Origin of the sequence: Streptomyces pactum (genome assembly GCF_002005225.1) — a bacterium.
Lineage (GTDB): Bacteria > Actinomycetota > Actinomycetes > Streptomycetales > Streptomycetaceae > Streptomyces > Streptomyces pactum_A.
This window is the reverse complement of the sequence record NZ_CP019724.1, coordinates 6,185,745-6,204,218: the sequence shown is the minus strand read 5'-3', so window position 1 is coordinate 6,204,218 and position 18,474 is coordinate 6,185,745. Positions and strand designations below refer to the sequence as shown.

The window sequence follows — 18,474 nt, the reverse complement described above, 5'->3', positions numbered from 1 at the left end:
CAGGGGCGGGGCCTGGGGTTGTTCGGCGGCTGACGGCTCGTCGTGGCCCGTCGCGCCCGCGCGGCGGAGCCGCCTATCGATCACAGCCCCGCGCCCCTGTTCGGCACAACCCTGCCGGACGTCATAGCGTTGCCGTGTGGCTTACCTCGACGCTGCTTCCGCTGTTCCGCTGCATCCCGTGGCCCGGCAGGCTCTTCAGGCCTCGCTCGACGAAGGGTGGGCCGATCCCGCACGGCTCTACCGGGAAGGGCGGCGGGCCCGTCTGCTGCTCGATGCCGCCCGGGAGGCGGCCGCGGAGGCCGTGGGGTGCCGGCCCGACGAGTTGGTGTTCACCCCTTCGGGGACGCGGGCGGTCCATTCGGGGGTCGCGGGGGCGCTGGCCGGGCGGCGGCGGGCCGGGACTCACCTGATCGTGTCAGCGGTCGAACACTCCTCCGTACTGCATGCGGCCGAGGTGCACGAGGCCGGCGGCGGGACCGTCACGCAGGTGCCCGTGGACCGGACGGGGAGGGTGGAAGCGGCGGCGTACGCGGCCGCCCTGCGCGGCGACACCGCGCTGGCCTGTCTCCAGTCGGCCAACCACGAGGTGGGCACCGAGCAGCCGGTGGCGGAGGTGGCCGAGGTCTGCCGGGCGGCGGGCGTACCACTGCTGGTGGACGCGGCCCAGTCGCTGGCGTGGGGGAAGGTGGCGGGCGGCTGGTCCCTGCTCGCGGCCAGTGCCCACAAGTGGGGCGGGCCGTCCGGGGTCGGACTGCTCGTCGTACGCAAAGGGGCGCGGTTCGCGCCGCAAGGGCCCGGCGACGAGCGGGAGTCGGGGCGGGCGCCCGGTTTCGAGAACCTTCCGGCGATCGTGGCCGCGGCGGCGTCGCTGCGGGCGGTGCGGGCGGAGGCGGCCGGGGAGGCGGCCCGGCTGCGGGAGTTGACGGAGCGGATCCGGGCGCGGGTGCCCGCTCTCGTGCCGGATGTGGAGGTGGTCGGCGACCCGGTGCGCAGGCTGCCCGGCACCGTCACCTTCTCGTGTCTCTATGTCGACGGGGAGGCTCTGCTGCACGAGCTGGACCGTGCCGGCTTCTCGGTCTCCTCCGGCTCGTCCTGCACGAGCAGCACCCTGCTGCCGAGCCATGTCCTGAAGGCGATGGGGGTGCTCAGCGAGGGCAACGTACGGGTGTCGCTGCCCCCGGGGACGCCGGCCGGGGACGTCGAGCGGTTCCTGGAGGTGCTGCCGGGCACGGTGGCCGCGGTGCGGGAGAGGCTCGGGGCGCCGGTGGCCGCGGAGGCCGTCCCGCGGACCGGTGGCGACCTCGTCGTGGACGCGACCGGCCGGCGCTGCCCCGTCCCGGTGATCGAACTCGCCAAGGTCATCGGCGACGTCCCCGTCGGGGGCACGGTCCGCGTCCTCTCGGACGACGAGGCGGCCCGCCTGGACATCCCGGCGTGGTGCGAGATGCGGGGGCAGGAATACGTGGGCGAGGAGCCGGCGGACAGGGGCACGGCCTACCTGGTACGCCGGGTGAGCTGACGCCGGCGAGGGGCGCGGGGAACCGCGCTCTCAGCCCCCACGCACCCGCCCCTCACCCGCACCAGCGCCCGCACCCGCACCCGCACCCGCACCCGCACCCGCACCGACCACACTTCCCACGGGGCGGGCGAGTGGCCGCCGCCCGGGGTCAGCCCAGGTGCGCCTGGACCTCGGCGGCCGCCTCGTCCCCGTACGCCTTCGTGAACCGCTCCATGAAGTGCGCCCTGCGCAACTGGTACTCCTGCGTACCCACCGTCTCGATGACGAGCGTCGCCAGCATGCAGCCGACCTGCGCGGCCCGCTCCAGCGGGACTCCCCACGCCAGTCCCGAGAGGAACCCCGCGCGGAAGGCGTCGCCGACGCCGGTGGGGTCGGCCTTGCGCTCCTCGTCCGGGACGCCGACCTCGACGGTCTCCTCGCCGGCCCGTTCGATGCGGACCCCCCGCGCGCCGAGGGTGGTGACGCGGTGGCCGACGCGGCCGAGGATCTCCTCGTCCGTCCAGCCGGTCTTGGTCTCGATGAGCCCCTTCTCGTACTCGTTGGAGAAGAGGTAGGTCGCCCCGTCCAGCAGTATCCGGATCTCGTCGCCGTTCATCCGGGCGATCTGCTGGGAGAAGTCGGCGGCGAAGGGGATGGAGCGGGTGCGGCACTCCTCGGTGTGCCGGAGCATCGCCTCCGGGTCGTCGGCGCCGATGGAGACCAGGTCGAGGCCGCCGACCCGGTCGGCGACGGTCTTGAGCTCGATGAGGCGGGCCTCGCTCATGGCGCCCGTGTAGAAGGAGCCGATCTGGTTGTGGTCGGCGTCGGTGGTGCAGACGAAACGGGCGGTGTGCAGGGTCTCGGAGATGCGCACCGAGCCGGTGTCGACCCCGTGCCGGTCCAGCCAGGCCCGGTACTCGTCGAAGTCCGAGCCGGCGGCGCCGACCAGGATCGGCCGGGTGCCGAGCTGTCCCATGCCGAAGGCGATGTTCGCGGCGACGCCGCCCCGGCGTACGTCGAGCTGGTCGACCAGGAAGGAGAGCGAGACCGTGTGCAGTTGGTCCGCGACGAGCTGGTCGGAGAAGCGGCCGGGGAAGGTCATGAGGTGGTCGGTGGCGATGGAGCCGGTGACTGCGATGCGCACGGCGTGGACTCTCTCCTGATGGGGAGGCGGGTTGACAGTTCACGCTACCCGGCGGTGCCGCCTGGCCGAAGCAGGCAAAACTACCCGGTAGTACAACTTTCTTCGCGGTCCGGGACGTGCCTACGGTTCTGTTATGACGAACCTGAGGACCGCCGACCCCGCCCCGGCCGACCTGGACGGCGACCTGGCGTCGCTGCGCGGTGACTGCGCCCGGATGGCCCCGCGCTGGGAGGCCCCGGCACACGCCGCCACCCGCCCCGTCCCCGTCTCCCTCATCCACGGCGTGCGGGTGCCGCGGACGTCGGCCCGGCTGCTGGACGCGATGTCGGAGTACGGCGACTGAGGCCGTTCGGGCGACGCGTGACGCCGCCGGGAACCGGATCCTCGCCCACCGCGTCCCATCGCTGTCCCCAGTAACAGCCGAAGGAGCGATGCGGTGAACACCGAGCGACCCGACAACGACGCCGACGGCGCCGACGAGGCCGGCACCGGGCGTCCCGCGCGGCGGCGTCCCCCGGCGGTCGTCGTCGCTTCCGTCGCCGCCGCCGTGCTCGTGGTCGGGACCGGCGGGGCGTATCTGGCCACGTCCGCCTCCGGCGGCGGCCGGGACGGCGGTACGGCGTCCGGGGCGGCGGGCGACGACACTCCCCCGCCGCTCGTCCTGGACGACCACCCGGCGCCCTCCCGGGACGGTACGAACGGCATCGCGCCCGGCGAGCCCAACCCGTACGGCGTCACCTACCGCGCCGGCGGCACGCTTCCCGACGGTCCCGGCTCGGCGCCCGTGTACCGGGCGGAGGGCGAGGTCACCGAGGCGGAGGTGGCCCGGCTGGCCGAAGCGCTCGGGATCGACGGAGCGCCGCGCGTCCAGGGGGAGGCGTGGAAGGCCGGCAACGCCAAGGACGGTTCCGGACCACTGCTGACGGTGAACACGCGGGCCCCGGGCACCTGGACCTTCCACCGCTACACGCCCGGCACCGACAACTGCGAGAAGGGCGCCGTGTGCAAGGCCCCGTCCGCCGACGGGAGCCCGGTGAGCGAGGCGGCCGCGAAGAAGGCGGCGGCGCCGGTGCTGAAGGCGCTGGGCCAGGACGCCGCCAAGCTGGACGCGGGCCAGGTCATGGGCGCCAAGCGGGCCGTGAACGCGGAACCGGAGGTCGGCGGGTTGCCGACGTACGGCTGGACGACCGGTGTGGTGGTCGGCGCGCAGGGTGACGTGGTCGGCGGCAGCGGCCAGGTGAAGGAGCCGGTCAAGGGCGACACGTATCCCGTCCTGGGCGCCGAGGAGACGCTGGCGCTGCTGAACGCGCCGGGCGGCGGTTCCGGCGCCGGCATCGGCGGCTGCGCGAGCCCCGTACCGCACCAGGATCGCGCCGACACACCCTGCGAGCTGCCGACGGGTACCCCGAAGAAGCCCGGGAAGCAGACGATCACCGTCGAGGACGCCGTGTTCGGGCTGGCCGCGCATCCGGTGCGGGGCCGGCAGACGCTGGTGCCGTCGTGGCTGTTCGAGGTGCGGGCGCCGGGCACCGAGGACGCCTTCACGGTCACGTATCCGGCGGTCGACCCGGAGTACCTGACGTCCGCGGCTCCCGCCTCGCCGTCCCCGGCCCCGTCCGACGGTCCGGCCTCGGCGCCGGGTGAGCCCCGGGACGTCGGGGTGAGCGGCTACACGGCCGAGGGCCGGGAGCTGACCGTGCACTTCACGGGCGGGGTGTGCTCCGACTACGAGGCGAAGGCGCGGGAGAGCGCGGGGAAGGTGACCGTCACGGTGACCGAGACCCCGCGTCCCGGGAAGGTCTGCATCCTGATCGCCAAGGAGTACGCGCGGACGGTGCCGCTCGACGAGCCGCTCGGCGACCGGACGGTCGTGGGCTCGGACGGCGAGGAGATCCCGGTGCACAAGCCCGGCGCGCGGCTGCCGGCGCCGTCCGGGAGCCGGTGACGGCGTCGGCGCGACAGACCCGACAGACGCGACAGACAGGCGAAAGGGCGGCGGCCCGGGGTTGGTCCCCGGGCCGCCGCCCTTTCGTACGGCTGTGGCGCGTGCGCCGCGCGGCTTAGCTGAAGGAGTCGCCGCAGGCGCAGGAGCCCGTCGCGTTCGGGTTGTCGATCGTGAAGCCCTGCTTCTCGATCGTGTCCACGAAGTCGATGGTGGCACCGCCCAGGTACGGGGCGCTCATGCGGTCGGTGGTGACCTTCACGCCGTCGAAGTCCTTCACCACGTCGCCGTCGAGCGAGCGCTCGTCGAAGAAGAGCTGGTAGCGCAGGCCGGAGCAGCCGCCGGGCTGGACGGCGACGCGCAGCGCCAGGTCCTCACGGCCTTCCTGGTCGAGCAGGGCCTTGACCTTGGCCGCGGCGGCGTCGGTCAGGATGATGCCGTCGGTGACGGTGGTGGTCTCGTCCGATACGGACATCTACATCTCTCCCGGGTTGTACGGAGACTGCTTGCCGACGGTTCCAACCGGCGGGGCCGCGGATTCATTCCGGGGCGGACCCGTGTCTTGCTCCTCGGCCTTCCCTTCATGCTCGCACACGCCCCGGGGAGCGGACAGCGGCTGTGGACGGCGACTGCGGACGGCGACTGCGGACGGCGGCCCGGGCACCGGGATTCACGTCACACCGACACTATGGCCGTCGTCAAACTGACGTGAACCGGTTATGATATATAGCGTCAGTTCGACGAAAAGTAGAAAAGGTGCGTGTCGTGACCACCGCCCAAACCCAGGAGCTCGACGTGCAGCCGTCGCCCCTCGCCCTGCTGCTGCTCGGCCGCGAGGCCGACCCGCGGAGCGAGCGCGGCGTGGAGTGCCCCGGCGACCTGCCCTCGCCCTCCGACCCGGACCTGGTCGCACGCGCCCGCGCGGCCAAGGAGAAGCTCGGGGACAAGGTCTTCGTGCTCGGTCACCACTACCAGCGCGACGAGGTCATCCAGTTCGCCGACGTCACGGGTGACTCCTTCAAGCTGGCCCGGGACGCGGCCGCGCGCCCGGAGGCCGAGTACATCGTCTTCTGCGGTGTGCACTTCATGGCGGAGTCGGCCGACATCCTGACCTCCGACGAGCAGAAGGTGGTCCTGCCCGACCTGGCCGCCGGCTGCTCCATGGCGGACATGGCCACGGCCGAACAGGTCGCCGAGTGCTGGGACGTGCTGACCGAGGCCGGGATCGCCGAGCAGGTCGTGCCCGTCTCGTACATGAACTCGTCCGCGGACATCAAGGCGTTCACGGGCAGGCACGGCGGCACCATCTGCACGTCGTCCAACGCCGAGCGGGCCCTGGACTGGGCCTTCGAGCAGGGTGAGAAGGTGCTCTTCCTGCCCGACCAGCACCTGGGCCGCAACACCGCGGTGCGGGACATGGGCATGTCCCTGGAGGACTGCGTCGTCTACAACCCGCACAAGCCGGGCGGCGGGCTGACCGCCGAGGAGCTGCGCGCCGCGAAGATGATCCTGTGGCGGGGCCACTGCTCGGTGCACGGCCGCTTCAGCCTCGACTCGGTGAACGACGTGCGCGAGCGCATACCGGGCGTGAACGTCCTGGTGCACCCCGAGTGCCGGCACGAGGTCGTGGCCGCGGCGGACTACGTCGGCTCGACCGAGTACATCATCAAGGCCCTGGAGGCGGCCCCGGCCGGTTCCAAGTGGGCCATCGGCACCGAGCTGAACCTGGTCCGACGGCTGGCGAACCGTTTCGCTGCCGAGGACAAGGAGATCGTCTTCCTCGACAAGACGGTCTGCTTCTGCTCGACCATGAACCGCATCGACCTGCCGCACCTGGTCTGGGCGCTGGAGTCGCTCGCCGAGGGCACCCTCGTCAACCGGATCGAGGTCGACAAGGAGACCGAGGCGTTCGCGAAGCTGGCGCTGGAGCGGATGCTGGCGCTGCCGTAGCGGGTTTTTCCACCCGCCCACCCGCCCGCCCGTGCGGGGTGTGCAAAAGGCGCGGGTCCCGCCCGACCACCTTCGGTGTCGGAGCGGGACCCGCGCCTTTTCGCGGTCTCAGACCTCCGCCGGTTCCGACGCGTCCGAGGCTTCCGCCTGCGGCGGTACGTCGCCGCCCCGCTTCGCCGCCTTCTTCTTCGCGCGCCGCTCCTTGCGCAGCTCCAGCATCGCGTACAGCGTCGGGACCAGCAGCAGGGTCAGCAGGGTCGAGGTGATCAGACCGCCGATCACCACCACCGCCAGCGGCTGGGCGATGAAGCCGCCCTCCCCGGTGACGCCCAGCGCCATCGGGAGCAGGGCGAAGATCGTCGCCAGGGCCGTCATCAGGATGGGCCGCAGCCGGTGCCGGCCGCCCTCGATGACCGCTTCGACGACGCCGTGGCCCTGCTTGCGGTACTGGTTGATCAGGTCGATCAGCACGATCGCGTTGGTGACCACGATGCCGATCAGCATCAGCATGCCGATCATCGCCGGGACGCCCATCGGGGTGCCCGTCGCCAGCAGCAGGCCGACCGCGCCGGTGGCCGCGAACGGGATCGACACCAGCAGGATCAGCGGCTGGACCAGCGACCGGAAGGTGCCGACCAGCAGCATGAACACGATCGCGATCGCCGCGAGCATGGCCAGGCCCAGGTTGACGAACGCCTCGTCCTGGTCGGCGGTGACGCCGCCGATCTCGGCCGTGGCGCCGGCCGGCAGGTCCAGCCCGTCGATCTTCGACTGAAGCTCGGTGCCCACCGCGCCGGTGTTGTCACCGGTCGGCTTGGCGGTGATGGTCGCCGCCCGCTGTCCGTCGATGCGGGTCATCGACACCGGGCCGTCCACCAGCTCGACCGTGGCGATGTCGCCGAGCTCGGCCGGGCCCAGCTTCAGGGCCTCGAGCTGCGCCAGCGTCTCGGCCGGCTGGGCCGACTTGATGACGACGTCGCGCTCGGTGTCGTCCAGGACCGCCTTGGCGGCCGGGGTGCCGCGCACCGCCTGGGCGACGGCCGCGCCGAGCGTCTGGTCGGTGAACCCGGCCTCGGCGGCCTTCGCGTTGGCCTTCACCGAGATGCGCGGCACGCTCTGCGCCAGGTCGCTGGTCACGTCGGTGACGTCGTCGAGCCCGGCGACCGCCTCGCGGACCTCCTCGGAGGCCTCGCGGAGCACCTGCGCGTCGGCCGCCTTGACGACGACGCTGAGGTCCTGGCTGCCGAAGCCGTCACCGGCGGCGACCGTGGTGGTGCCGATGCCGTCGAGCCCCGCGAGCCCGTCCTCGATGTGTTCCTGGACGTCCTCGGCGGACGCCGAGTCCTCCAGCATGAGCTGGTACGAGGCCTGGTTGGTGTCCGTGCCGCCGCCGAAGGCGGCCATGAAGCCGGACGAGCCGATGGTGACCTGGTAGTCCTTGACGCCCTCGGTGTCGCCGAGCAGCTTCTCGACCTTCTCGGCCTGGGCGTTCGTCGCCCCCAGGCTGGTGCCGGGCTTCAGCTCCTGCTTGATGCTGAGGACCTTCTGCTCGCCCTGGTCGAAGAAGTTGGTCTTCAGCAGCGGTGCCATGGCGAACGTGCCGATCAGCACGACGACCGCGATGGCCACGCTGGTGAGACGGCGGCGGGTGGCGAAGCGCAGGACGGGGACGTAGAAGCGCTGCAGGCGGCTCTTCGCCTCCTTCTCCTCGGCCAGCCGGCGGGCCTCCGCCGCGTCGTCGGGGGTGCCCTTCGGCGGGCGCAGGAACCAGTACGACAGCACCGGGACGACCGTCAGCGACACCAGCAGGGAGGCCAGCAGCGCGGCGGTGACGGTCAGGCTGAAGGAGCCGAACAGCTCGCCGACCATGCCGCCGACCAGGCCGATCGGCAGGAACACGGCCACCGTGGTGAGCGTCGAGGAGGTGACCGCGCCGGCGACCTCGCGGACGGCCTTGAGGATGGCCTCCTGGCGCTCCTCGCCGTAGCCGAGGTGCCGCTTGATGTTCTCCAGGACCACGATCGAGTCGTCGACCACCCGGCCGATGGCGATGGTCAGCGCGCCCAGCGTCAGCATGTTCAGCGACAGGTCGCGCGTCCACAGGACGATCAGGGCGAGCACCACCGACAGCGGGATGGAGACCGCGGTGACCAGGGTGGAGCGGATCGACGCCAGGAAGACCAGGATGACCAGGACGGCGAAGAGCAGTCCGAGGCCGCCCTCGGTGGTCAGGCCCGAGATGGCCTTGGAGACCGCCGGGCCCTGGTCGCTGACGACGGTGAGCGTGGCGCCGGAGCCGAGCTGCTCGCGCAGGCCGGGGAGCTTGTCCTCGACGGCGTCGGAGATCGCGACCGCGCTGCCGTCGTGGTCCATCGTGACGGCGACGGAGAGGCTCGGCTCGCCGTTGGTGCGGGTGAGGGAGTCGGCCTTGGCCTCCTGCTCCTCGACCGTGGCGACGTCGCCGAGGCGGACCGGCTTGTCGACGCCCTCACCGGTGACCATGAGGTCCTGGATCTGCTTCAGCGAGGTGAAGCCGCCGCCGACCTGGACGGTGCGGTTGGCGCCGCCCTCGTCGAAGGAGCCCGCGGGCACGGTCGCGCCGCCGGCCTGCAGGGACTGGGCGAGGGCCTGCGGGCTCACCCCGGCCTTCGCGAGTCTCGCCGGGTCGGGAGTGACGGTGACCTGGACGTCCCGGACGCCGTCGACCACGACCTGGGCCACGCCGTCGACGTCCTTCAGCTCGGCGACGACCGTCTTGTCGAGCTGGTCGGCCAGCGCCTGCTGGTCCTTGTCCGAGGTGACGGCGAGGACGACGGTCGGGATGTCGTCCGTCGACCCGGAGATGACCTGCGGGTCCACGTCGTCCGGGAGCTGGGCGCGGGCCCGGTTGACGGCCTGCTGGACGTCGGCGACGAGCTGCTGGGTGCCGTTGCCGTAGTCGAAGGACGCCATGATGACGGCGTTACCCTCACTGGCCGTCGAGGTGATGCCCGAGATTCCGTCGACGGCTTCGAGGCTGTCCTCGATCGGTTCGACGACCTGCTTCTCGACCACATCCGGAGAGGCGCCCTGATACGGCGCCAGCACGGACACCACGGGCAGTTCGATGGTGGGCAGCAACTGCTGCTTGAGCTGGGGGACGGCGATCGCGCCGAAGACGAGCGCGACGATCGACATCAGGCCTATCAGGGCCCGTTGCGCGAGGCTGAATCTCGACAGCCAGGACATGGGTCGGGGTCTCTCTTCTGTGGCCGAGCGGGGGACGAGGCACGTGCAGCGCCACACGCGGACGCCACGAGTGACGCCCACCCCAACACCCTGGGCCATGGGCGGCCCCCGTCACCTAGACCCCAGGTCCATTTCCTTATCCGGCGCATACTCCGGCCGCAGTACACCGGGCCCGGGATCACTCCACCCTTGGACGGACCAGCCCGGATTCGTACGCGGTGACGACCAGTTGGGCCCGGTCCCGGGCGCCCAGCTTGGCCATGGCCCGGTTGACGTGCGTCTTCACGGTGAGCGGGCTGACTTCCAGCCGCTCGGCGATCTCGTCGTTGGAGTGTCCGCCCGCGACCTGGACCAGCACCTCGCGCTCGCGCACGGTCAGCGTCTCCAGCCGCTCGGCACGGGCGGGATCGCGGTCCTCGCCGGACGTGCCCTCCTGCGCCAGGAAGCGGGCGATCAGCCCCTTGGTGGCGGTCGGGGACAGCAGCGCCTCGCCGCCGGCCGCGACGCGGATCGCGCTGAGCAACTCCTCCGGCTCCGAGCCCTTGCCGAGGAAACCGGAGGCACCCGCGCGCAGCGACTGCACCACGTAGTCGTCGACCTCGAAGGTGGTCAGTATGACCACGCGGACATGGGCGAGGGACGGGTCGGCGCTGATCATGCGGGTGGCGGCGAGACCGTCGGTGCCGGGCATCCGGATGTCCATCAGCACCACGTCGGCCCGCTGCTCGGCGGCCAGGCGGGCCGCCTCCGCACCGTCGGACGCCTCCCCCACCACCTCCATGTCGGGCTCGGAGTCGACCAGCACCCTGAAGGCGCTGCGCAGCAACGCCTGGTCGTCGGCGAGCAGGACACGGATCGTCATACGGGGCCCTCCGCGGCATCGGTGCGGTTCCTGACCGGAAGGATCGCATGGACCCGGAAACCGCCTCCGTAGCGGGGACCGGTGGTGAGGGTGCCGCGCACGGCGGTGACGCGCTCGCGCATGCCGAGCAGGCCGTGGCCGCCGCCGTCGGTGCCGGCCGCGGCGGCGGGGGACCCGGCAGGGGCGTCGCCCCCGTCGGCGCCGTCGTCGAGCACGGTGACCTCGATGTTCGGCCCCACCCGGACGATGCTGACCTCGGCCTTGGCCCGCGTCCCCGCGTGCTTCTGCACGTTGGTCAGCGCCTCCTGGATGATGCGGTACACGGCCAGGTCGACGGCGGTGGGCAGTTCGGTGCCCTGGTCGGTGCGGGCCACCTCGACGTGCAGTCCGGCGTGGTGGAAGGTGGCGACGAGTTCGCCGAGGCGCTCCAGGCCGGGGGCGGGTTCGGTCGGGGCCTTCGGGTCGCCGGACTGGCGCAGCAGGCCGACGGTGGCGCGCAGCTCGCCCAGCGCGGAGCGGCTGGCCTCCCGTACGTGGGCGAGGGCCTCCTTGGCCTGGTCGGGCCGCTTGTCCATGACGTGGGCGGCGACCCCGGCCTGGACGTTGACCAGGGCGATGTGGTGGGCGACCACGTCGTGCAGGTCGCGGGCGATGCGCAGCCGCTCCTCGGCGACCCGGCGGCGGGCCTCCTCCTCGCGGGTGCGCTCGGCCTTCTCGGCCCGGTCGCGGATGGCCTGCACGAAGGCACGCCGGCTGCGGACGGCGTCCCCCGCGGTGGCGCCGATGCCGGTCCAGGCGAAGACGGCGAGGTTCTCCTGGGCGTACCAGGGCAGGGGTCCGGCCAGCATGGCGGCGCCGGTCAGCACCGTCATGGTGAGCAGGCCGACCCGCCAGGCGGTGGGACGGTCGGTGGAGGCGGCGACGGTGTAGAGGGCGATGACGGCGGACATGACGACGGGCGCGCGGGGATCGCCGGTGACGCCCTCGACGACGGAGACACCGCCGGTGACCGCGAGGACCGCCAACGGGGCGCGGCGGCGGAAGACGAGCGCGGCGGCGCCGACGGCCATGAGGGCCAGGCTGAGCGCGTCGGGGGTGCGCAGGCCCCAGCTCACGCCCTCGGGGCCGTGCGGGTCCACGAAGGAGCCGGCGACCATGCACACCAGGACGGCCGCCGCGATGGCCGTGTCCAGGGCGGAGGGGTGGGCACCGATGGTGCAGCGGGCGCGGGCGAGGGTGCTCACGGCTGTTCACGGTAGCCGGAGTGGGCGTGTCTCATGTGTGGGCCCGCATTCGGTGGGCGTTGGCCGGGGGTTGCGCCCCCGGGCCCCGCTTCGGCTTGAGCGGCCTCGTCCTCAAGCGCCGGACGGGCTGGGAATTCCCGTACCGCCCGTACCGCCCGGGAAACAGGCTGCCGGGATTCACGCACCGCCCGGGATGAGGCCGTCGTCGCTCAAGAGTTCCTGAACCTGCTCCAGCGTGGCGTCCGAGGACGGGAGGATCAGATCGGACGGCTCCAGGAAGTCGTCCGGGACGGGCTCGCCCAGTTCGCGGACCTTGGCCAGGAGGGCCTGGAGGGTCGCGCGGAAGCCGGGCCCGTCGCCGTTGTCCATCTCGGCCAGCAGCTCGTCGTCCAGTTGGTTCAGCTCGGTGAGACGGCTGTCGGCCAGCGTGAGCTGTCCCTCCCCCATGATCCGTACGATCATGTCGCCCTCCTAGGCGTGGGCTTACTGCTTGTCGAAGCGCGGAGTGTCCTGCGGCTGCTGGGACTGCGCCTGGCCCTGGTCCTGGCCGCCCTCGATGGCCTGCCGGTCGGAGGTGCCGCCCCCGGCCAGCTCGGCCTTCATGCGCTGCAGTTCCAGCTCTACATCCGTACCACCGGAGAGCCGGTCCAGCTCGGCCTGGATGTCGTCCTTGTGCATGCCGGACTGGTCGTCCAGGGCGCCGGAGGCGAGCAGTTCGTCGATGGCGCCGGCCCGGGCCTGGAGCTGGGCGGTCTTGTCCTCGGCCCGCTGGATCGCGAGGCCCACGTCGCCCATCTCCTCGGAGATGCCGGAGAACGCCTCGCCGATGCGGGTCTGCGCCTGGGCGGCCGTGTAGGTGGCCTTGATGGTCTCCTTCTTCGTACGGAAGGCGTCCACCTTGGCCTGGAGGCGCTGGGCCGCCAGGGTGAGCTTCTCCTCCTCGCCCTGGAGGGTGGCGTGCTGCGTCTCCAGGTCGGTGACCTGCTGCTGGAGCGCGGCGCGCCGGGAGAGCGCCTCGCGGGCCAGGTCCTCACGGCCCAGCGCGAGCGCCTTGCGGCCCTGGTCCTCCAGCTTGGACGACTGGGACTGGAGCTGGTTGAGCTGCAGTTCCAGGCGCTTGCGGCTGGTCGCCACGTCGGCGACGCCGCGGCGCACCTTCTGGAGCAGCTCCAGCTGTTTCTGGTACGAGTAATCGAGGGTCTCGCGCGGGTCCTCGGCCCGGTCAAGGGCCTTGTTGGCCTTCGCGCGGAAGATCATCCCCATACGCTTCATGACACCGCTCATGGGCTTCGCGCGCCCCCTTCTGACCGACTCCAGCTCCAGCACCTGCGACAGAACCCACAGTACGGGCCCTGCATCCATTACCGCACTGTTCGGGGACGGATGCGCTCATCCCCAAGGACGACTGCGTGCGCTCCCGGTCCGGCGTAGGGAGTAGGTGCTCCCCGGGGTTGTCCGGAATGACCCGGTGCCCTGGGGTGTACGCAACGTCCCCTCTGTCCACTTACAGACGACCGGCGTTGCCGGATCGTTCCCCACCGGACTGGGGTCCACACCCCGGCACCCCGTACCCTTGGGTTTTGTGTTCCGTAGCCGCGCCAAGGAAGAGAAGTCACCGAGCCTCGTCAAGACGCCGGTGACCGACTCCAATCAGCCCCGTGACCCGCAGGCCCCCAAGGGAAGGCCGACGCCCAAGCGCAGTGCGGCCCAGTCCCAGCGCCGCAGCGTCGCCAACACCCCGATGACGCGCAAGGACGCCGCCAAGCGCCAGCGCGAGGAGCGCCGGACCGCGATGGCGCGGCAGCGCGAGGCGCTGGCGAAGGGCGACGAGCGGTACCTGCCGGCCCGCGACAAGGGCCCGGTCCGCAAGTTCGCGCGCGACTTCGTCGACTCGCGGTTCAACATCGCGGAGTACTTCCTGCCGATGGCCGTGATCATCCTCGTGCTGAGCATGATCCGGGTGGCCTCGCTGCAGAACGTCGCACTGCTGCTGTGGCTGGTCGTGATCGTGATGATCGTGCTGGACTCGATCGTCACCGGCTTCCGGCTGAAGAAGCGTCTCGCCGAGCGCTTCCCGGACGAGCGCAGGCGCGGCGCGGTCGCCTACGCGCTGATGCGTTCCCTCCAGATGCGCCGGCTCCGCCTGCCCAAGCCCCAGGTCAAGCGCGGGGAGCGGCCCTGAGCACGACGCCGTTCGCCGACGGCGCGGCCGATGCCTGGCTGGACAGGCCGGGTGCTCTGCGGGACGTCGTGCGGCAGGAGCTGGTGGCCCGGCAACTGGACGAGCAGATAGCCGGTCGTTTCCCGGTCGGCAAGCGCCTGCGCGTCCTGGACGTCGGCATGGGCCGGGGCGCCCAGGCGCTCCGGCTGGCACGGGCCGGGCACCAGGTGACCGGTCTGGAGCGGGACGCCACGATGATCGCCGCGGCGCGTGACGCCCTGGCCGGCCAGCCCGAGGGCATCCGCGAGCGGATGCGGATCATCGAGAGCGACGGCCGGGACACCGGCGTGCACTTCCTGCCGGGCAGTTTCGACGTGGTGCTGTGCCACGGGGTGCTCATGTACGTCGAGGAGCCCGACCCGCTGCTCGCGGGGCTGGCCCGGATGCTCGCCCCGGGCGGGCTGCTGTCGCTCCTGGTGCGCAACGGCGACGCGCTCGCGATGCGCCCCGGCCTGCGCGGCGAGTGGGCCGACGCCCTCGCCGCCTTCGACACCACCGTCTGTCGCGACAGCCTCGGCCTGGCCGTCCGCGCGGACCGGCGGGCGGCGCTGACGGCCAGGCTCGCGAGCATCGGCGCCCCGCTGCACACCTGGTACGGCGTCCGGGTCTTCACGGACACGGCCCCCGACGGCCCTCCGGGGCCGGAGGTCCTCACAACCCTGCTGGCCGCCGAGGAGCGGGCCGGCCGGACCGACCCGTACCGCGGGATCGCGGCGCTGCTGCACCTGTGCGGGGTGCGGGGGTAGGACCGGTCCGGTCCGGACGGCGCCCGTTCGGGGGTTCTCGGCAAGCCGCGCCCGCGGTGCGCGGTGAGACTCGGGGCATGAACGCTTCCCGTACCCGTCCGCCGCGGCTGCTCGGCCGTGCCGTCGCGCCGACCTGCTCGCTGCTGCTCGTCGCCGGCTGCTCCGGTGCCGGATCCGGGCCGGGTTCCGGGAGCGGGCGGGAGGGCGATCCGGCACAGGCCGCGGCGCCGTACGCGGCCAACGACCTGCAGGCCGACTACGAGCGGGTGATCAACGACGTACTCCCGTCGGTCGTGCAGATCCAGGCGGGCGACTCCCTGGGGTCGGGGGTCGTGTACGACGACGAGGGGCACGTCGTCACCAACGCCCACGTCGTCGGGGACAACAGGTCCTTCCGGGTGACGACCGCCCGCACCGAGGACGCGCTGGCCGCGGAGCTCGTTCTCGCCTATCCCGAGCAGGACCTCGCCGTCATCAAGCTGGAAAGGGTGCCCGACGGTATGAGGGCGGCCCGCTTCGGGGACTCATCGAAGGTCGGGGTCGGGCAGATCGTGCTGGCGATGGGCTCGCCGCTCGGACTGTCCTCCAGCGTGACGCAGGGCATCGTCTCGGCCACCGGGCGGACCGTCACCGAGGGCCGCTCCGGGGGCGGTACGGGCGCGACCATCGGCAACATGGTGCAGACGTCCGCGGCCATCAACCCCGGCAACAGCGGTGGCGCCCTGGTGAACCTCGACGGCCAGGTGATCGGCATCCCGACGCTGGCCGCGACCGACCCGGGCCTCGGCGACAGCGCGGCGCCCGGCATCGGGTTCGCGATCCCGGCGTCGATGGTGAGGACGGTCGCCGACCAGATCATCGAGGACGGCCGGGTGACCGACTCCGGCCGGGCGGCGCTCGGCATCACGGCCCGTACGGTCGTCGACGACGGTTACCGGCCGGCGGGCGTGGCCGTCGTCGAGGTCGGCGAGGGCGGGGCCGCCGACGACGCGGGACTGCGGCCCGGGGACGTCGTCGTCCGGCTGGGCGGCACGGAGATCACCACGATCACCTCGCTGGCCGAGGCGCTGGCGTCGATGGAGCCGGGCGACCGGACGAAGCTGACGTACACCCGCGACGGCGACGAGCGCACCACCGAGGTGACGCTGGGCGAACAGTGACGAAGGCGGGGCCGGTCCGGTCGGGACCCGCCCCGCCCACCGGTCAGGCCTCCGGCTCCGCGGCCGCTTCCGCCTCCTGCGCGTGCAGGCTCATCGGGCCGTAGATCTCGGTGGCGTCCTCGAACAGCCGCACCTGATCGGTGCCGCCCTCCTTGAGTTCCTTCCAGTACTCACCGATCCAGGACTCGGCGTCCCCTTGCGTGGTGAACTCCTCGGGCTGCACCGCGGGCTGGACCTCCGTCCCGCCGGCCGTCTCGAACCGCCACGTCCATGCCGCCATGTACGCCTCCAAGATGTGAGCACATGCAGAGCGGAAGCCGGATCTTGGTCCGGCCTCCGACCGCAGCCTATGCGCTGAGCGGGGCGGGCCGTAGAAGGCCGGGGGGCGAGAGCCGGAACCGCCGGCGCCCCTGGGGGCCTGTCCGGGGGGTCTCGGGCGCGCACGTCCCCGGGGGACCGGGGAAAATCGAGGCGTGGACGTGACTCTGCTCGGCACCGGTGCCCCCGCGGGACTCCCCCGCCCCGACTGTCCCTGCGCGGCCTGTACCGCCGCACAGGGCGACAACGCGCGCGCGGCGACCTCGCTGCTGGTGGACGGGGCGCTGCTGCTCGACCTGACACCCGGCGCCGCGTTCGCCGCCGCGCGCGCCGGGCACTCCCTGTCCGGCGTACGGCAGGCACTGCTGTCGCACCCGCACGACGGGCCCGCGGTGGAAGTGCCGGCCGGTCTGCCGCAGCCGGGGCGGGTGCCGGACGGGCGGGAGCTGGCGCTGCTGACCGGGCACCGGGTGCGGGCGGTGGCGATGGACGCGCCGGGCACCGGCTACGCCGTGACCGGTCCGGACGGGCAGCGGCTGCTGTATCTGCCGCCGGGCGGCGCGCCGGCCGGTCTGGAGGAGCCCGCCGAGCCGTACGACCTTCTCGTCGCGGACGTCGTGGGGCGGCCGGACGCGGTGGCGAGGCTGCGGGCGGTGGGTGCGGCGGGCGCGACGACGGACGTCGTCGCCGTCCACCTCGGCCACGAGGTGCCGCCGGGCCCGGAACTGACGCGGCGGCTCGCGGCGGCCGGAGCGCGGGCGGTGCCGGACGGGACGACGCTGGTGGTGGGCTCCTACGAGGACGTACCCGACGTCCCGCGGCGCACCCTCGTGCTGGGCGGGGCCCGGTCGGGCAAGTCGGTGGAGGCCGAGCGGCGGCTGGAGGCATTCCCGGACGTGCTCTACGTCGCGACCGGCGGCTCCCGCAACGGGGACACCGAGTGGGCGGCGCGGGTCTGCGCGCACCGGGAGCGGCGCCCGGGTTCGTGGCGCACCGCCGAGACGTGCGACCTGGTGCCGCTCCTGAAGGACGACGGGCCGGCGCTGCTCGTCGACTGTCTGTCCCTGTGGCTGACGGACGCGATGGACGCGGTCGGCGCGTGGGACGACGCGGAGTGGGCGGACGGCGGGGAACGGGCCCTCAGGGACCGGGTGCGGGAGCTGACGGAGGCGGTGCGCGCCACCCGGCGCACCGTCGTCGCGGTGTCGAACGAGGTGGGCTCGGGCATCGTGCCCGCCACCGCCTCGGGCCGCCGCTACCGGGACGAACTCGGCCGGCTGAACGCGGCGTTCGCGGCCGAGTGCGAGCAGGTGGTGCTCGTGGTGGCCGGGCAGGCGCTGGTGCTACGGGGCTGAGGCGTCCTTGCGCGCGATGACGCGGTGGGTCCGCGGGCCGGTGAGCACCGTGCAGCCCCGCGCCGCCAGTTCGACGTGCAGGCCCGCCGGGTGCGAGGCGCCGGGCGGGAGGACGAGCAGGCGGCGCGGGTCGGCCACGTCCACGAGCAGATGCCCGCCCGGGCGGAGCACGTGGAGGGCGGCACGCAGTTCGGCGCGCGGGTCCGGGACGCGTTCCAGGTGGTGGAAGAGGCTCACCACGTCGTAGCGGGCGCGCAGGCGGGCCGCGATGTGCGGGTCCGTCAGGCGGCCGACGAACGCCTCCTCGACACGCTCCACCGCGCGGGCGCGCAGGACCCGGTGGGTGGGGTCCAGGCCGTCGAAGGAGGTGTACGGGAAGTGCCTGCGCGCGGTGCGGGGGAAGTCGGCGTCGCCGGTGCCCACGTCCAGCCAGCTCTCGGGGTCGGGGTGGCGGCGGAGCATCGCGCGGGCGGCGAGGTCGTGTCTCAGGCGGACGCCGGCGCGGACCACGGGGTGCTCGGGGCCGGGCGTGAGCGGAGGGTTGCGGAAGACGTGCCGGCAGTCCCGGCAGCGTTCGAGCGCGGACCGGCCGGGTGCGGCCCGCCACGGGTCCTCGCGGCGCGGGCGGTGGCCCAGCCGCCGCGAGCCGCACCAGGGGCAGTCCTCGCGGTGCGGCCCGTACCCGGGCACGGGAGGCACCCGGGGGACGGGAGTCGGTGCCGAGGGGGCGGAGGGTGCGGTCATGGCGGCTCCCGGCGCGGAAAGGGGACACAGGACGGCGACATACGACGCCATACGACAAACCA

At 72.8% G+C, this 18,474-nt stretch carries 17 protein-coding genes; 8 read left to right on the top strand and 9 right to left on the bottom strand.

Translation table 11 applies throughout. The features are described from left to right. The first annotated feature begins 136 nt into the window (after nucleotides 1-136). Complete coding sequence (locus B1H29_RS26530; protein WP_055416545.1) at nucleotides 137-1,519, top strand: cysteine desulfurase/sulfurtransferase TusA family protein; 1,383 nt, start codon at nucleotides 137-139, stop codon at nucleotides 1,517-1,519. A gap of 148 nt (nucleotides 1,520-1,667) precedes the next feature. On the opposite strand, the gene B1H29_RS26525 is transcribed toward B1H29_RS26530, so the two are convergent. After that, nucleotides 1,668-2,642 carry a carbohydrate kinase family protein gene (locus B1H29_RS26525; RefSeq protein WP_055416546.1) on the bottom strand — a complete coding sequence of 325 codons (975 nt, stop codon included), beginning with the start codon at nucleotides 2,640-2,642 and terminating at the stop codon, nucleotides 1,668-1,670. 133 nt (nucleotides 2,643-2,775) lie between these two features. On the opposite strand from B1H29_RS26525, the gene B1H29_RS26520 reads away from it, so the two are divergent. Together B1H29_RS26520 and B1H29_RS26515 are read left to right on the top strand one after the other, a co-directional pair. After that, the gene (locus B1H29_RS26520; RefSeq protein ID WP_055416547.1) at nucleotides 2,776-2,985 is read left to right on the top strand and encodes a hypothetical protein; all 210 of its coding nucleotides are present in this window, start codon (nucleotides 2,776-2,778) and stop codon (nucleotides 2,983-2,985) included. Between the two features lie 93 nt (nucleotides 2,986-3,078). After that, nucleotides 3,079-4,587: a hypothetical protein gene (locus B1H29_RS26515; RefSeq protein WP_055416548.1), complete on the top strand. Its 1,509-nt coding sequence runs from the start codon at nucleotides 3,079-3,081 to the stop codon at nucleotides 4,585-4,587. 115 nt (nucleotides 4,588-4,702) lie between these two features. On the opposite strand, the gene B1H29_RS26510 is transcribed toward B1H29_RS26515, so the two are convergent. Beyond that, complete coding sequence (locus B1H29_RS26510; protein ID WP_053129615.1) at nucleotides 4,703-5,059, bottom strand: iron-sulfur cluster assembly accessory protein; 357 nt, start codon at nucleotides 5,057-5,059, stop codon at nucleotides 4,703-4,705. Between the two features lie 290 nt (nucleotides 5,060-5,349). Here B1H29_RS26510 and nadA point away from each other — a divergent pair, with 290 nt between their 5' ends. Next, nucleotides 5,350-6,534 carry a quinolinate synthase NadA gene (nadA, locus tag B1H29_RS26505; protein WP_055416549.1) on the top strand — a complete coding sequence of 395 codons (1,185 nt, stop codon included), beginning with the start codon at nucleotides 5,350-5,352 and terminating at the stop codon, nucleotides 6,532-6,534. Nucleotides 6,535-6,642: 108 nt separating this feature from the next. Here nadA and B1H29_RS26500 read toward each other — a convergent pair whose 3' ends face one another. The 5 genes from B1H29_RS26500 to B1H29_RS26480 form a co-directional block, all read right to left on the bottom strand. After that, a complete protein-coding gene (locus tag B1H29_RS26500) occupies nucleotides 6,643-9,762 on the bottom strand; it encodes an efflux RND transporter permease subunit (protein ID WP_055416550.1) in 3,120 nt (1,039 codons plus the stop codon). 178 nt (nucleotides 9,763-9,940) lie between these two features. Then, nucleotides 9,941-10,624, bottom strand: coding sequence for a response regulator (locus B1H29_RS26495; protein WP_055416551.1), 684 nt, complete (start codon nucleotides 10,622-10,624; stop codon nucleotides 9,941-9,943). Beyond that, the gene (locus B1H29_RS26490) at nucleotides 10,621-11,868 is read right to left on the bottom strand and encodes a sensor histidine kinase (RefSeq protein ID WP_055416552.1); all 1,248 of its coding nucleotides are present in this window, start codon (nucleotides 11,866-11,868) and stop codon (nucleotides 10,621-10,623) included. Before B1H29_RS26490 ends, B1H29_RS26495 begins: the two co-directional genes overlap by 4 nt. A 177-nt stretch (nucleotides 11,869-12,045) precedes the next feature. Then, complete coding sequence (gene pspAA, locus B1H29_RS26485; RefSeq protein WP_055416553.1) at nucleotides 12,046-12,330, bottom strand: PspA-associated protein PspAA; 285 nt, start codon at nucleotides 12,328-12,330, stop codon at nucleotides 12,046-12,048. Nucleotides 12,331-12,351: 21 nt separating this feature from the next. Then, nucleotides 12,352-13,140 (bottom strand): PspA/IM30 family protein, encoded by a 789-nt coding sequence (locus B1H29_RS26480; RefSeq protein WP_267891933.1) that lies wholly within the window; start codon nucleotides 13,138-13,140, stop codon nucleotides 12,352-12,354. Nucleotides 13,141-13,411: 271 nt separating this feature from the next. On the opposite strand from B1H29_RS26480, the gene B1H29_RS26475 reads away from it, so the two are divergent. The 3 genes from B1H29_RS26475 to B1H29_RS26465 all read left to right on the top strand — a co-directional run bounded on the left by B1H29_RS26475 (nucleotide 13,412) and on the right by B1H29_RS26465 (nucleotide 15,995). Further along, nucleotides 13,412-14,050 (top strand): DUF3043 domain-containing protein, encoded by a 639-nt coding sequence (locus B1H29_RS26475; protein ID WP_079160860.1) that lies wholly within the window; start codon nucleotides 13,412-13,414, stop codon nucleotides 14,048-14,050. A gap of 83 nt (nucleotides 14,051-14,133) precedes the next feature. Further along, complete coding sequence (locus B1H29_RS26470; protein ID WP_055417698.1) at nucleotides 14,134-14,835, top strand: class I SAM-dependent methyltransferase; 702 nt, start codon at nucleotides 14,134-14,136, stop codon at nucleotides 14,833-14,835. A 77-nt stretch (nucleotides 14,836-14,912) separates the two neighbouring features. Next, a complete protein-coding gene (locus B1H29_RS26465; protein ID WP_055416556.1) occupies nucleotides 14,913-15,995 on the top strand; it encodes a S1C family serine protease in 1,083 nt (360 codons plus the stop codon). A gap of 43 nt (nucleotides 15,996-16,038) precedes the next feature. Here B1H29_RS26465 and B1H29_RS26460 read toward each other — a convergent pair whose 3' ends face one another. Continuing rightward, nucleotides 16,039-16,275 (bottom strand): hypothetical protein, encoded by a 237-nt coding sequence (locus B1H29_RS26460; RefSeq protein WP_055416557.1) that lies wholly within the window; start codon nucleotides 16,273-16,275, stop codon nucleotides 16,039-16,041. 193 nt (nucleotides 16,276-16,468) lie between these two features. Between B1H29_RS26460 and B1H29_RS26455 the strand changes: the two genes are divergently transcribed. Beyond that, nucleotides 16,469-17,668, top strand: coding sequence for a bifunctional adenosylcobinamide kinase/adenosylcobinamide-phosphate guanylyltransferase (locus tag B1H29_RS26455; RefSeq protein WP_055416558.1), 1,200 nt, complete (start codon nucleotides 16,469-16,471; stop codon nucleotides 17,666-17,668). On the opposite strand, the gene B1H29_RS26450 is transcribed toward B1H29_RS26455, so the two are convergent. Beyond that, nucleotides 17,657-18,412, bottom strand: coding sequence for a class I SAM-dependent methyltransferase (locus B1H29_RS26450; RefSeq protein ID WP_055416559.1), 756 nt, complete (start codon nucleotides 18,410-18,412; stop codon nucleotides 17,657-17,659). The genes B1H29_RS26455 and B1H29_RS26450 overlap by 12 nt on opposite strands. Nucleotides 18,413-18,474: the final 62 nt, after the last annotated feature.